Here is a 14,258-nt window from a genome sequence, read left to right as displayed (position 1 = left end):
GTGGCTGGGACGGGGTTGTGCTTCATGCACTGGCTTTTAACACACTGTTGAGTTCTCAAGAAACGGACGCGTTCACCATCCACCCGACCAACCGGCCGGAGCTTCCGGGGCGTTTCGTTCGTTCCGTTGTGTCTTTATTCTTTCAGGCCCGCTTTTTCGTGTCAAACCGATCCGTTCGGATCCATTTGATTCGATCTTGCTTGCCTGAGGGGAATTCAGACCGCCCCGTCTCCGGAGCAACCCTTCTAACTTACTCCAACATCCGGCTCTTGTCGAACCGAATCCCGTCAGGACGCACGCGTCCCACCGAGGGATTTTGATCAGAGGGGAGTCCCGAGGTTTTGGCGATCTCCGCCAACCCCCTCGGGCCTGTGAACTCTATGTACGGCACTCCCCATCGTCAAATCGACGATCTCCCGGTGGCGGCACGTTTCTCCCCATATGGGTAGAGATCCAATATGACGGAGCGACAGGGGATTCCCCGGGCTCTCATCGTGCTGCTCTGCACGGCGAGCGCCGTGGTCACACTGGCCGGTATGCGAGAGGTCGGGTCGATCATCGGGCCCGTGTTACTCGCGCTGGTGCTCGTCCTGGCGGTCGCCCCGGTCCGGACCTGGCTGGAGAGACACGGCGCACCCGGCTGGACTCTCGTCGCGGCACCGCTGGCACTGGTGCTGTTCCTGCTGTTGGGCATGGTGGCGATCCTCGGCTTCTCGGCCGCCCAGATGGCGACCCTCGCCCCGACCTACAGCCGGCAGTTCGACCAGATCGTCCTTCAGACGCAGCGGCTGGCGGCACAGCTCGGCATCGGCACCCAGCAGGTGAACCAGGCGATCAAGACGCTCGATCCCGGCAGGGTCTTCGACCTTCTGACCGGCTTCGCCTCCGGGCTGCTGGAAGTCTTCACCAGCCTGGTGCTCATCGTCGTGCTGGTACTGGCCATGTGCCTGGACGCCCGCGCCTTCTCCCGCGTCCTCTCGTCGGACATGGCGCGGCACAGGTCCGAACTCGTGCGGGCGCTCGGTCTGTTCGCCCACAACACCCGCCGCTACCTCGTCGTCTCGACGGTGTTCGGACTTGTCTGCTCCGCGCTCGACGTGATCGCGCTGTGGGTGCTCGGCGTCCCGCTCCCGCTGCTCTGGGGGGTGCTGGCGCTGATCACCAACTACATCCCGAACATCGGCTTCATCATCGGACTGGTTCCGCCCGCTCTCCTCGGTCTGCTCGAGGGCGGCCCCAAGACCATGATCCTGGTGATCGCCTGTTACCTGCTGATCAACTTCGTGGTCCAGTCGCTCATCCAGCCCAAGTTCCTCGGCGACGCCGTGGGGCTGTCCACGACCGTGACGTTCCTGTCCCTACTGGTGTGGACGTTCGTGCTGGGCCCCCTGGGAGCCCTCCTCGCCATTCCCCTCAGTCTGCTGGCCCGTGCCCTGCTCATCGACAGCGATCCCGCGGGGAGGTGGGCCGCGGCGCTCGTCTCCGGACAGGCCCCCGGCGACGGACGTCCGTGACCGTCCCGGGTCGGTCGCCCGGCCCGCGCCCGGGGTCAACGCGGGGCGGCCACCACAGCGCGCCCCTTCGGCATGACTGGGCTGCCGCGCCCGGGGTCAACGCGGGGCGGCCTCTCCGCCCCCTCGGGAACGACCGCCGGGACGACCGCCGGGCCCGCGGTCATAGCCTGGAGACATGTATCGCGAGTGGGGCCCGGCTCCGGCGCTCGCCGGGCGGGTGACCCATGTCTGGACGAACATCGCCATCTCGTCCTCGACACAGCTGGTGGTCCCCGACGGCTGCGTCGACCTGATCTGGGGGCCGGAGGGGCCGCACGTCGCCGGACCGGACACCGGGCCGATGCCGGTGCGGATGTCCTCCGGTGACCGCTACTTCGGCATCCGCTTCCGGCCTGGCGCGGTCGGCGGGGTGTTCGGCGTGCCGGTCGAGGCCCTGCGGGACTCCCGGGTGCCGCTGGCCGAGCTGGGCGTGCTGCCCGGCCTGACGCCCTCGACCATGCAGGAGATGCTGGCCGTACGGCTGCGCGAGGCCCCCGGCCCCGACCCGGCGGCCCCCGCCATCGCCAGGGCGCTGCGGGAGGGCAGGAGCGTCGGGCAGGTGGCCTGGGATCTCGGGCTCGGCGAGCGGCAGCTGCACCGCCGATCGCTGCGGGCCTTCGGGTACGGGCCTAAGACGCTGCAGCGGGTGGTGAGGTTCCAGCGGGCGCTGCGGCTGGCCAGAAGCGGGGTCGCGCCGGCCGAGGTGGCCGTGGTCAGTGGATACGCCGACCAGTCGCACATGGCCAACGAGGTCAGGCGGCTGGCCGGGGTCCCCCTCGGCAGACTGGTCGGACGCCCGTCCTGAGCCGGCCGGGTGCCGCCTACTCGGAGGCTTCCTCCTGCCGCGCGGGGGCGACGGGGAGCCTGGTCAGTTCGATGCCGAAGTGGTCGCGGTAGGCCGCGAGGACCTCGGTGTCGGTGGCCAGGAGGTGTTCCCGGCGCTCGTCCCCGGTGGTCCGGACGAGCAGTCTGTCGCTCAGCGTGACGCGTCCGCCCTCGGTGAGGAGGGAGCAGACGAGCGACCGGGCGAAGTGCGACCTGGGCGAGGTCTGCTGCCACCAGCAGGTCGCCTCGTAGTCGGCCAGGGCGCGTGGCCGCCGTTCGAGGCGGTACTGCGGCACGCCGTCCTGCAGCACGTCGAGATCGCCCTCCTCGGTCTCGGCCAGCCGGAAGGAGCCGCCGGGGTCGGACTGCTCGGTGCGCAGGTCGAAGCGGAGCGGATAGTGGGTGAACTTGCCGAAGCCGACGTCGACGAGCCAGGGGTCGGGGGCGTCGACCCGCAGCGCCATGTGGTCGAAGGGCGGGCCGAGGGAGCCGTCGGCGAACACCCGGGCGGCCAGGAGGGTCACCTGATAACCCAGCGAACGCAGCAGCACGGCGAACGCGCCGTTGAGCTCGTAGCAGAAGCCGCCTCTGCGCCTGCCGACGATCTTGTCGATCAGAGCCTGCTCGTCGAGCACGATGGGCTCGCCGAGATGGATGCTCAGGTTCTCGAACGGGACCGTCAGCAGGTGACGCAGCTGGAGGTCGCGCAGCGACTCGGCGTCCGGGCGCGGAGGGCGGGACGCCCCGATCCGCTGCAGGTATTCGTCCATGTGGTGAATTCATTCATATGAGGACGTGTGTCCACCACCGGATACCTCCAGGGGTACGGCGCCGCCGCCGACCCGGGTGCGGCCGTCCTGGGAGGCGATCGACACCTTCAGCGTGCTGGGCCGCCCCATGTCCACTCCCTGGATGACGGTGAACTCGTCGGAGCCGGTCCCCAGCACGCGGAGGTAGCCCCCGAAGGCGGCGGCCGCGGCCCCGGTCGCGGGGTCCTCGACCACTCCCCCGACGGGGAACGGGTTGCGGGCGTGGAAACGTTCGTCGCTCTCTCGCCAGAAGAGGTTCACCGTCGTCCAGCCGTGGCGCGTCATCACCGATCTCAGCGCCTCGAAGTCGTAGTCGAGGTCGGCCAGCCGCTCGCGGGATGCGGCGGCGAGCACGAGGTGCTCGACCCCGCCGAAGGCGACGTGCGGCGGGAACGCCGGGTCGAGGTCACCGCGTGACCAGCCGAGGGCGGCGAGCGCCTCGGCGAGCTCTTCCTCCCCTGCCGGGCGGGAGCGGGTGGGCACGCTGGTGAGCGTCGCGCGGAGCGTGTCGTCGTCGATCTCGGTGTCCACGGTGATCCGGCCCGCGTCGGTGTCGAACAGCAGCCGCCCGGTTCCGAGCCGTTCGGCCAGCACCACCGCGGTGGCGATCGTGGCGTGCCCGCAGAAGTCGATCTCGGCGGCGGGGGCGAAGTATCGGACCCGGAACGTGCGCCCCTCGTCGTCGCGCTCGGTGACGAAGGCCGTCTCCGAGTATCCGACCTCGGCGGCGATCTCGAGCATCTCGCCGTCGGACAGCTCACGGGCGTCGAGGACGATCCCCGCCGGGTTCCCGCCCGCGGGATCGTGGGTGAAGGCGGTGTAGCGCAGGACTTCCACGTTGCTCGTCACAGTCAACCGAACCTAGCAGCCTCCGCCGGGCCGTACATTCTCCACCCCACGAGACCTCACGAGGCCCCGCAAGGCCCCGCAAGGCCCCGCAAGGCCCCGCAAGGCCCCGCAAGGCCCCACGGGGCCGCGCGCCCGCTTTCTCAGGCGGAGGCGGAGGCCGGGACGGGGGCCCGCGGAAGCGTCTCCGGGACGGTGACGGGAGCCTTGGAGACGCGGCGCTTCCAGGGCATGGCGAGGGCCAGGATCGGCAGCAGCACGATGGAGGCCCTCGCCCAGACGGAGTGCAGCGCCCACCAGGTGTCGGTGTCGAACTGGGTCATGTAGAGGTAGCCGTACCCCGCCCAGAGCGAGACGCCGATGACGGCGGGCCAGGCGAAGCGGGTGGGCCGCGCGATCAGGAACGGCATGAACCACAGCAGGTACTGCGCGCCGAGACGGGGCGTGGTGACCATGAAGGCGAGCAGCAGGGCGGTGGTGAGGTCGATCGGGTCGGCGCGGCGCCAGAGGAAGGCCACGACCAGCAGCGTGCAGTAGATCAGCCGGGTGCCGAACGTGGCGATCCCCGCGTCGAGCGTCCAGTCGCCGCCGACCATGATCGCGCTGTAGCTCCACTCACCGACGATCGGGCGGACGTCGCCCATGATCCGGATGACCTCGGGGATCTGGTCCAGCGAGGTGCCCGCGAAGACGGGCAGGGTGACCAGGAAGAAGACCGGGGGGACGCCCGTGGCGACGAACGCGACGACACGGGAGCGGAAGGTCGGCAGCAGCAGGAGCATCCCGGGGATCAGCCAGATCGGCCAGCTCTTGGCGCACAGGGCCAGGCCCATCAGCAGTCCGGCGAGCAACGCCCTGCGGATGGAGGCTTTGTCGCCGGGACGGGGCGTCAGGGCTCCGCGCACCACGCCGCCGGGTGCCAGCGCGGTGCGCACCGCGCCGCCCGGCCCCAGGGCGCTCCGTACCGCACCGCCGACCCCGAGGGCCGACACGCGCTCCCGCGCCAGGGCGAACACGTCCACGACGATGCCGGGGCGGTCGGGGTTGCCGGGACCTCTGGCGATCACGAAGGCGGCCACGCCGAAGACCAGCGCGACCGGCTCGACCTGGCCGTGGACCGCGGCGACGAGCATGGCCAGCGGGTTGCAGGCGTACTGGAAGGCGCGCAGTGAGGCCTTGGGGCCGCCGGCGAGCTTGCCGACGAGCGGGATCAGCGCGATGTCGGCGACCACGGTGACGAGTCTGCCGCCCACCTCCCACGGGATTCCCAGCCAGAGCAGCAGCCCGTACACGTAGGGGATGGTCGGCAGGAAGTGCCAGCCCCCCTTGCTGCCGAGCACGGGATCCTGGTGGTTCAGGATCGCCTCGCCCGCGGGCTTGAAGCTCTGCATGAAGTCCACCGGCTGCCAGGTGTCGATCGCGGAGGTCGTCATGATGACCAGCCGGAAGAGGATTCCGACCGCGAGCACGACGACGAGCGACGGGCGCCAGCCCCTCCACTGGGCGACGATCGCGAGCACGACACCGGTGACGAGGACAAACCCCGTGAGAATTGCGTAGTCCATGACGGTAACAGCCTGCCGGAAGCCGTCGTCCGGCGCCCACACAGTCTCAAAAACGAGACCAGTCTCTCAGCTTTTATAGCACAAAGTAGTATAATTGATACAATGTGTAGTCGGTGGAGGTGTGTATGACCTCGACGTCGCCCGGCGGGTCGAAGTCGTTCGGAAAGCGGCTCTCGGCGCTGCCGCCACGGCTGTGGGTCGCGCTGGCGCTGCTGGTACTCGGCGCGATCTTCATCGCGCAGAACCGCTCGGCGGTCAGGGTCCGGTGGCTGACCCTCGACCTGACCTCACCGCTGTGGAGCGCGCTGCTGGTGATGATGCTGATCGGCCTGCTCATCGGCCTGCTGCTCCGCCGCCGGTCGTCGAGGAGGAGGTGAACGCCCTCCAGGTGTAGGCCAGCGCGGCCAGCGCCGTCGCGGCGAGCAAGGCGTAACCCACCGTGTAGGCGTGGGTCGCGGTGTAGACGACGCCCATGACCAGCGGCGGGAAGTAACCTCCCAGACCGCCCGCCGCGCCCACCAGGCCGGTCACCGTGCCCACCTTGGACGGCTCGACGAGCTTGGCGACCAGGGCGAAGACGCCTCCGGTGCCCAGCCCCAGGAAGAGCGCCATCAGCACGAAACAGGTCCCGGCGAAGAACTCCGGCGGCGGGGTGAAGGCCAGGACGATCGCCATGACCGCGGTTCCCGCGAACGAGATCAGCAGCACCCGGGCCGGGCCGACCCGGTCGGAGAGCACGCCGCCCACCGGCCTGGCGACGACTGCGGCGACCGAGAACCCGGCGTCGCGCAGTCCGGCGCCGGTCTGTGTGAAGCCGTAGACGATCTGCAACAGGGTGGGCAGGTAGGTGGAGAAGGCGACGAACCCGCCGAAGGAGACGGCGTAGAGGAACGCGCACTGCCAGGTCGCCCCGATCCGTACGGCGTCGCGGATCCGGGGCAGGGCGGACTCCGTCGAGGGTGTCCAGGCGGGCGAGTTACGGCTGAACAGCAGCATGACGGCGCCCATCACGGCCAGGACGACGGCCATCAGCACGTGGGTCTGCGCCCTGCCAAGGGACTCGACCAGGCGGGGCGTCAGGAACGCCGACAGCGCCGTACCGCCCATGCCCGCGCCGAAGAAGCCGGTGGCGAAGCCACGGCGCGCGGGTTCGTACCAGGCGTTGACGAACGGGATGCCGACCGCGAAGGAGGTGCCCCCGACACCGAGCAGGAAGCCCCACAGCAGCAGCCAGCCGTAGGAGTCCGACAGGCCGACTCCGAGCACCGGAACGATCGTGGCGAAGCAGACGATCGCGAACATCAGCCGTCCGCCGAGCCGGTCGGCGAGCACGCCGACCGGGATGCGGCCGAGCGAGCCGACCAGCACCGGGATCGCGACCAGCAGGGAGGTCTGGGTCGGCGACAGTCCGAGTTGCCTGCTGTAGCTCCCGGACAGCGGACCGATCAGGTTCCACGCCCAGAAGGTGATCGCGAACGCGGCGGTGGCGAGCGCCAGATTGGCGGACTGGCCCCTGCGAAGTTCATTCGGCATGCGTACCCCCCGACACCACAAATGCTAACCGTGTGTGACGGGTCGCTCGCAGGGGGTCCAAGGTGCCGGAGGGCCCCCGGCCGGCGCGACTGCGGCCGGGGGTCCTCCGGCGGAGCCCGCCCGGTGACTCGGGGTGTCGCCGGGCGGGTCCGGGAGATGGTCGAAAGGTCAGCAGCTCAGCTTGTCGCCCGGGGTGACGCCCAGGATCTGGGTGAACCGCTGGTAGCTGTTGATCCGGCTCTGCACCTGGGAGGGGTTGCCGCCGTTGCACTCCAGCGCGCCGTTGATGCTGCGGATCGTCTCACCGAAGCCCGCGCCGTTGACCATCGCGTTGTGCGGCGTCATCGTGCCGGGGCCGTTCTGGGTCATCCAGTACCAGATGCCGGTCTTCCAGGACACCGCCGGGTCGGTCTGCACCAGGTTGGGGTTGCGCAGCAGGTCGATCCCCAGGGCGTCGCCCGCCGCCTTGTAGTTGTAGTTCCAGCTCAGCTGGATCGGGCCCCGGCCGTAGTAGGCGGCCTGTCCCGCGGGGCAGCCGTAGGGCTGACCGGCGTCGCAGTAGTGGGGGTAGTTCGAGGTGTTGGTCTCCACGATGTAGACCAGGCCGCCGGTCTCGTGGCTGACGTTGGCCAGGAAGGCCGCCGCCTCCTGCTTCCTGACGGTGTCGCTGCCGGTGCCCGCGAAGGCGGGGTAGGCGCTCAGCGCGTTGACCAGGCCGCTGTAGGTGTAGAAGGAGTTGCGGCTCGGGAACATCTGGTTGAACTGCGCCTCGCTGACCACGAAGCCCCCCGGGTTCGGCGTCGTCGACGTCGGGGTGGGGGTCGGGGTGGAGGAGGGGCGGCAGATGTACGGCGACCAGTACCACGTGCTGATGACGGGGTCGTAGCCCGGGTTGTCGTGGGTGGCCTGGTAGTACTGCCCGTTGGTGTACTTGACGATGTCGCCCGTGACGTACGCCCTGCCCGCGACCCAGGCGGGGTAGTCGCAGGTCGTCGGGGTGGGCGAGGTCGGCGTGGAGGAGGGGGTGACCGTGGGGGAGGGGCTCGGCGTACCGCCGCCGCACACGCCCTGGTCCGCCCACACGACGGCGCTGCCCGGGGTCTCGTTCTGGGTCCACCACTTGGCCGACCAGTTGTGGCTGTTGTAGGAGGCGACCGCGCCACCGGTGTAGACCTTCGACGCGCTCCACGGGGCCGCGCAGGCGGCCGCGGAGGCGGAGGTCGCCGGGAGGACGACCGCCAGCGCGCCCGTCACCGCGACCGCGGCGATGGACGCCATGATGCGTAGTCTCATCACTTGCTCACTCCTTGGGGCGACGGCACGGGAAAGAACATCGGCGCCGGAGGTCCGTCTCCCCCGGCGCCGATGGAAACCTCGCCACCGGGGATCCGTCTCCCCGGCGGCGATCGGAACCTCGCCGCCGGAGGTCCGTCTCCTCCGGCGGCGAGGGGCCTCTACTTCAGGGCGTCAAGGTAGGCCCGGTGGTTACGGGAGAACTCGAAGTTGTTGTACTTATCCCAGTTGATTGACCAGGTCATCAGGCCGCGCAGACCGGGCTTGACGCCGGCACGAGGCTTGTAGGACCCGCAGTTGGTGCCCTTGGCCAGGCAGTCGAACGCCTTCTGGACCTCGGCGACGGAGGTGAAGCCGCCGCCCGCGTAGGTCGCGGCGGGCAGGCCGATGGCGACCTGGTCCGGGCGCAGGGCCGGGAAGACGTTGTTCGGGTTGCCCGCGATCGGGAAGCCCGCCAGCAGCATGTCCGTCATGGCCACGTGGAAGTCCGCGTTGCCCATGGTGTGGTACTGGTTGTCCAGTCCGGTGATCGGCCCGGAGTTGTAGTCCTGGACGTGCAGCAGGGTCAGGTCGTTGCGCAGCGCGTGGATGACGGGCAGGTAGGACCCGGCCCGCTGGTCGGCGGAGCCGTTCGCGCCGGGACCGTAGAACTGGTAGCCGAGCTGGACGAAGAACGTCTCGGGGGCCATGGTCAGCACGAACTTCGCGCCGTACTTGGCCTTGAGGCTCTTCAGCGCGGCGATCAGGTTCACCACGACCGGGGTGGTCGGGGCCGCGAGGTTGGTGTCGCCCTGGTTGAGGTAGAGCGAGTGTCCCTCGAAGTCGACGTCCAGGCCGTCGAGGCCGTACTTGTCGATGATGGCGCTCACCGACTCGACGAACTTGTCACGCGCGGCCGTGGTGGTGAGCTGGACCTGGCCGTTCTGGCCGCCGATCGAGATCAGCACCTTCTTGCCCTGCGCCTGCTTGGCCTTGATCGCCGCGATGAAGTCGGCGTCGGACTCGACGCTGGGGCAGTCGGTGACCGAGCAGCGCACGAAGCGGATGTCACCGGAGGTCACCGAGGTGGGCTCGCCGAAGGACAGGTTGATGAAGTCCCACTCCTTGGGCACGTCGGCCATCCGCACGTAGCCCGAGCCGTTGGCGAACGAGGCGTGCAGGTAGCCGACCAGGACCCGGCTCGCGGGCGGGTCGCCGGGGCCGACCGTGACCGTGACCGGGGCGGACTTGGCCGACTCCCCGACCGGGTTGAAGGCGCTCACCTGGTAGGCGTAGGTGCCGCCGGCGAGGACCTCGCTGAAGGTCGTGGTCGTCGTGGAACCGACCTTCGTGGTGCCGCGGTAGACGTTGTAGCCGGTCGCGTTGCCCTGGGCGTTGTTCCACGTCAGCGTCACGGTGTTGCCGTTGACCGTGGCGGCCAGCCCGCCCGGGGTGCCGGGCGGCGGCGGAGTGTCGTGGCCGACCGGGACGGAGACCGCGGCTGACTTGGCCGACTCGCCCGCCGCGTTGACGGCGGTCACCTGGTAGCTGTAGTCCTTGCCCGGTGCGAGGTTCTCCGTGTAAGTGGTCGCCGTGCCCGAGTTGACCTTGGCGCCGTCACGGTAGATGTTGTAGCTCGTCGCCCCGTTCGAGGCGTTCCACTTGATCGTGGCCGAGGTCATGCCGCCCGTGCCGGTCAGGCCGGTGGGGGTGGCCGGAACCTGCGGGGTGTCGTTGCCGAAGATCACCGTGACCGGGTCGGACTTGCCCGACTCACCGGCCGAGTTGACGGCGGTCACCTCGTAGACGTGGGGACCGGCCGGCTGGCCTATGTCGGTGTACTCGCTGGTCGTGGTCGTGGCGGCCTTGACGCCGTCGCGGTAGACGTTGTAGCTCGTCGCCCACTCGGAGTCGGTCCAGTCCAGCGTGGCGCTGCTGGGGCTGTTGGTGACCTTCTGGATGATGGGCCGCGCCGGGATCACGTGCGGGGGCGGGCCGTCCAGGACGATGTCGTCGGCCTGGTAGGCGCCCTGGCCGTACCAGCTGTTGACGTAGATCGTCACCGAGTTGGTCGAGGCGCCGGTGGTGAAGGTCCGGGTCAGCTGGGAGTAGGCCGACGGCGAGGACGTCCAGGTGCTCTGGTCGGTCGTGCCGGTACCGCTCACGCCGAGGAACACGTAGCCGCCGCGCACCCAGCCCGACAGCGTGTACGTCGAGGCGGGCTTGACGCTGACCGTCTGCTGGCAGCGCGCGGTGTCGTTGCCGACGGGCGTGGCCTGCAGGGCCTTGGAGCCGCCGTGCACCGGCGAGGAGACCGTCGTGGCCCCCGAGGTGGTTCCCGGGCAGGTCCAGCCGGTCAGGCCGTCTTCGAAACCAGAGTTGTTGGCGAGGTTGACGGCGTAGGCCGGCGTGGCGGCGAGCATCGTCCCGCTCAATGCCAGCACGGTGGCCGCCGCGAGCTTCCTGAGGTTCATCCGGTGAATCCCTTGAAGATGTTGGTGAATTCCCACGGCGACTGGGAGATGCCGCTGCAGGTGGGCGAGACCTGACCGTTGGGGCAGCCGCCATTGTCACGGCCGGCGGACCAGAAGCCGATGTAACCCACGTGGTTGGTGTTGGCCCAGCTGAGCAGCGAGCGGGCGTCGGCCTGGGTGGTGGTCGGGCCCGTGTCGTTCTTGCCGATCATCGGGGTGAGACCGAGCATCTTCTTGAGCTGCGTGTCGGTCTTGGCGGGCCAGACGCCCTTCATCTGGTTGAGCGTGGCCTGCGCGGCGCTGATCAGCGCGGCACCCCAGTTACCGCTGTAACCGAAGTCCATCAGCATGGGGTTGACGATGACGTCGAGGCCCTTGGCCGCCGCGTCCTGCAGGATCGACACCGAGAACGGGTCGAGTCCGTAGTCCTGACCCTGGATCCGCAGCGTGTAGCTGATCACGGTGCCGCGCTCCGCCTGGAGCTGCTTCAGCGCGGTGTTGACCTTGTTGACGTCGATGGAGGCCTCGACGTCGACGTCCAGGTGGTTGGTGCCGACGATGTCGAGCACCTTCTTGTAGGCGGCGAGCAGCGCGGCGGAGGTGCCGCAGGTGTGCTCGAGGTAGGGGCCCTGGGCGCCGCCGGTGGCCACGATCACCTGGCCGCCCTGCGCCTGGAGCGCCTTGACGTCGTTGATGATGCGGGGCTCGTCGACGGGGATGGTGCCGCCCCAGGCGGGGTTGCAGCCGGTGCTGTCGCCGAGGGCGAAACCGAGGGTGTAGTTCTTCACGCCGGTCGCGTTGGCGGCGCTCACCAGGGAGGGCGTGGCCATCGTGATGTCGATGTACGGCGCGTAGCGGATCTCACCGGTCGGCGGGACGGTGACGTCACTCGTCTTGCCGCTGACCGGGGAGGTGTAGGCGGAGCAGTTGTTCGAGCCGTCGCACGCCCGCACCCGGAACCCGTAGGTGGTGTTGGCGGTCAGGCCGGTCGCGGTGTACTTCAGGTTCGCGCCCGCGCTGACCGGCGCCGCGTTGTCCCGCGACACCTCGTAGCGGTCGACCTTGCCGGAGTCGTCGGTGGAGGCCGACCAGGCCAGGTTCAGCGAGCTGGCCGTGGGGCCGCCCACGGTCAGGCCGGTCGGCACGGTCGGCGGGGTGGTGTCGGTGCCACCGGTGGTGGTGCCGTTCACCACGGAGGTGTAGGCGGAGCAGTTGTCCGAGCCGTCACAGGCGCGGACCCGGAACCCGTAGGTGGTGTTGGCGGTCAGGCCGGTCGCGGTGTAGTTCAGGTTCGCGCCGACGCTCACCGGCGCCGCGTTGTCCCGCGACACCTCGTAGCGGTCGACCTTGCCCGAGTTGTCGGTCGAGGCCGACCAGCTCAGGCTGAGCGTGCTGTTGGTGGCGCCGCCGACGGCCAGGTTGCCGGGGACGGTCGGCGGGACGGTGTCCGGGGGCGGGGTGTCGTCACCGGGCGGGCCGTCCAGGACGATGTCGTCGGCCTGGTAGGCGCCCTGGCCGTACCAGCTGTTGACGTAGATCGTCACGGACTTGGTGGACGCGCCGGTGGTGAAGGTCCGGGTCAGCTGGGAGTAGGCCGACGGCGACGCCGTCCAGGTGCTCTGGTCGGTCGTGCCGGTACCGCTCACGCCGAGGAACACGTAGCCGCCGCGCACCCAGCCCGACAGCGAGTAGGACGAGGACGGCTTGACGCTGACCGTCTGCTGGCAGCGCGCGGTGTCCGAGCCCTGCGGGGTGGCCTGCAGTGCTTTGGACCCGCCGTGTACCGGCGAGGAGACCGTCGTGGCCCCCGAGGTCCCCGAGCAGGTCCAGCCGGTCAGGCCGTTCTCGAAGCCGGGGTTGGTGGCGATGTTGGCGGCGTGGGCCGGCGTGGCGACGAGCATCGTGCCCCCCACCGCCAGTACGGCCGCAGCCGCTAGCCTCCTGAGGTTCATCCGGTGTACCCCGCGAAGATCTTGGCGAACTCGTAGGGCGTCTGGGCGATGTTGGTGCACTTGTAGAGCGGCCCGTTGCAGGCGTTGCGGTCGCGCGTCGCCTCCCAGAAGGAGAGCATCCCGAGGTGCTTGGACTTGGCGAACGCGACGAGCTGGCGGGCGTCGGCCTGGTCGAAGACCCGCCCGTCGTCGTTCTTGCCGAGCATCGGCGTGACGGCGAGCATCTTCCAGAGCTGGGCGTCGGTCTTGGCCGGGTAGAGGGTCTTGAGCTGGGCGAAGGTGCTGTTGGCCGCCTGGACGGCCGCGTCGCCGTAGTCGGCGTCACGGTAGTAGTCCATGGCCATGACGTTGACGAGGTCGAGGTTGACCCCGGCGTCCCTGGCCGCCTTGACCACATTGATCCCGGTCTCGACGAGGCCCTCCGGCAGCACCGGCAGGGTCAGCGAGATCTTGAGGTTGGGGTAGGTCTGCTGGAGCTTGGCCAGCGCCTGCGACCTGCGGTTGATGGACGCGGTGTCGGCCGCGGCCGTGCCCTCGATGTCCAGGTCGATGTACTTCAGGCCGTAGGTGTCGACGACGGCCTTGTACTCGTTGTAGAGCGCGGTGACGTCGGTGCAGGCCTGGGCGAGCTCGACGCCGCTGGCCCCGCCGAAGGAGATCTTCACGTCTCCGCCCGCGGCCCTGACGGCGTCGATCTGGTCCTTGGCCCAGCCGGAGCGCGGGTCGTAGGCGCCGAACCAGGTGGCCTTGCAGGTTCCGGCCCCGACGAAGGCGAGCGTGTAGTTCTTCACTCCCGAGGCCGTCACCATGTCGGACAGGACCGGCGTCGGCCAGGCGCCCATGTCCACGTAGGGGGCCATCCACAGCGTGCCGCCGGGCTGCACCGTCGGGGTCACGGTCGGGCTCGGGCTGACGGTCGGGCTGACCGTCGGGCTGGGGCTCACCGTCGGGCTGACGGTCGGCGACGGCGAGGGGTCGGGGCCGCCGGTGCAGGGCTTGCCGTTGAGCGTGCAGCCGGTCGGCGCGCCGGTGCCGGTGCCGACCCAGCCGAAGGTGGCGGTCGCGCCCGGCGCGAGCGTGCCGTTGTAGTCACGGTTCTTGAAGGTGTACTTGCTCCCGGACTGCGTCATGAGCGCGTCCCAGTAGGAGCCGACCGTGGTGCCCGAAGGCAGGTCGAAAACCACCGTCCAGCCGTTGAGCGTGGTGGTACCGGTGTTCTTCACGGTGATCTGGCCGGTGTAGCCGCCCGACCACTCGGAGGCCTTGACGAAGGTTGCGGTATCGGCCTGGGCGGGGGCGGTCGCCAGCAGCGTCGCCCCGCAGGCGAGCGCGGCGGCGACGGCGAGCGTCGTCAGCCGTACCCGTGCTGATCGTTGGTTCATGACCTGCCTCATGAGGCTTTGAAGGGGGGTGTCATGGAAGGGGGGTA

The 14,258-nt window shown here is 69.5% G+C and carries 11 protein-coding genes; 3 read left to right on the top strand and 8 right to left on the bottom strand.

Annotated features, from left to right (window positions below; genetic code table 11):
• The first annotated feature begins 458 nt into the window (after window positions 1-458).
• Together AB0N02_RS06750 and AB0N02_RS06745 are read left to right on the top strand one after the other, a co-directional pair.
• Complete coding sequence (locus tag AB0N02_RS06750) at window positions 459-1,514, top strand: AI-2E family transporter (RefSeq protein WP_363943415.1); 1,056 nt, start codon at window positions 459-461, stop codon at window positions 1,512-1,514.
• Between the two features lie 175 nt (window positions 1,515-1,689).
• Window positions 1,690-2,358 carry a DUF6597 domain-containing transcriptional factor gene (locus AB0N02_RS06745; RefSeq protein WP_363943413.1) on the top strand — a complete coding sequence of 223 codons (669 nt, stop codon included), beginning with the start codon at window positions 1,690-1,692 and terminating at the stop codon, window positions 2,356-2,358.
• A 16-nt stretch (window positions 2,359-2,374) separates the two neighbouring features.
• Here the strand turns inward: AB0N02_RS06745 and AB0N02_RS06740 are convergent, their stop codons facing one another.
• From AB0N02_RS06740 to AB0N02_RS06730, 3 genes are all read right to left on the bottom strand, one after another.
• Window positions 2,375-3,148, bottom strand: coding sequence for an arylamine N-acetyltransferase (locus tag AB0N02_RS06740; RefSeq protein WP_363943411.1), 774 nt, complete (start codon window positions 3,146-3,148; stop codon window positions 2,375-2,377).
• Between the two features lie 9 nt (window positions 3,149-3,157).
• Window positions 3,158-4,036 (bottom strand): PhzF family phenazine biosynthesis isomerase, encoded by an 879-nt coding sequence (locus AB0N02_RS06735; RefSeq protein WP_363943409.1) that lies wholly within the window; start codon window positions 4,034-4,036, stop codon window positions 3,158-3,160.
• 140 nt (window positions 4,037-4,176) lie between these two features.
• Window positions 4,177-5,598, bottom strand: coding sequence for a hypothetical protein (locus AB0N02_RS06730; RefSeq protein WP_363943407.1), 1,422 nt, complete (start codon window positions 5,596-5,598; stop codon window positions 4,177-4,179).
• 125 nt (window positions 5,599-5,723) lie between these two features.
• On the opposite strand from AB0N02_RS06730, the gene AB0N02_RS06725 reads away from it, so the two are divergent.
• The gene (locus AB0N02_RS06725; RefSeq protein ID WP_363943405.1) at window positions 5,724-5,975 is read left to right on the top strand and encodes a DUF1049 domain-containing protein; all 252 of its coding nucleotides are present in this window, start codon (window positions 5,724-5,726) and stop codon (window positions 5,973-5,975) included.
• Here the strand turns inward: AB0N02_RS06725 and AB0N02_RS06720 are convergent.
• From AB0N02_RS06720 to AB0N02_RS06700, 5 genes are all read right to left on the bottom strand, one after another.
• Window positions 5,932-7,131 (bottom strand): MFS transporter, encoded by a 1,200-nt coding sequence (locus AB0N02_RS06720; protein WP_363943403.1) that lies wholly within the window; start codon window positions 7,129-7,131, stop codon window positions 5,932-5,934. The two genes, AB0N02_RS06725 and AB0N02_RS06720, sit on opposite strands and share 44 nt — an antisense overlap.
• Window positions 7,132-7,299: 168 nt before the next feature.
• On the bottom strand, window positions 7,300-8,427 hold the full coding sequence (locus AB0N02_RS06715) for a glycoside hydrolase family 19 protein (protein WP_363943401.1): 1,128 nt from the start codon (window positions 8,425-8,427) through the stop codon (window positions 7,300-7,302).
• A 158-nt stretch (window positions 8,428-8,585) separates the two neighbouring features.
• Entirely contained in the window at window positions 8,586-10,877 is a 2,292-nt protein-coding gene (locus AB0N02_RS06710; protein WP_363943399.1) for a glycosyl hydrolase family 18 protein, read from the bottom strand.
• A complete protein-coding gene (locus AB0N02_RS06705; protein WP_363943397.1) occupies window positions 10,874-12,829 on the bottom strand; it encodes a fibronectin type III domain-containing protein in 1,956 nt (651 codons plus the stop codon). Before AB0N02_RS06705 ends, AB0N02_RS06710 begins: the two co-directional genes overlap by 4 nt.
• Complete coding sequence (locus AB0N02_RS06700; RefSeq protein WP_363943395.1) at window positions 12,826-14,211, bottom strand: cellulose binding domain-containing protein; 1,386 nt, start codon at window positions 14,209-14,211, stop codon at window positions 12,826-12,828. Before AB0N02_RS06700 ends, AB0N02_RS06705 begins: the two co-directional genes overlap by 4 nt.
• Window positions 14,212-14,258: the final 47 nt, after the last annotated feature.

Origin of the sequence: Streptosporangium sp. NPDC051022, assembly GCF_040683035.1 — a bacterium.
GTDB lineage: Bacteria > Actinomycetota > Actinomycetes > Streptosporangiales > Streptosporangiaceae > Streptosporangium.
Note: the sequence above shows the minus strand (reverse complement) of the source record. Positions and strands in the feature narration are given on the sequence as shown.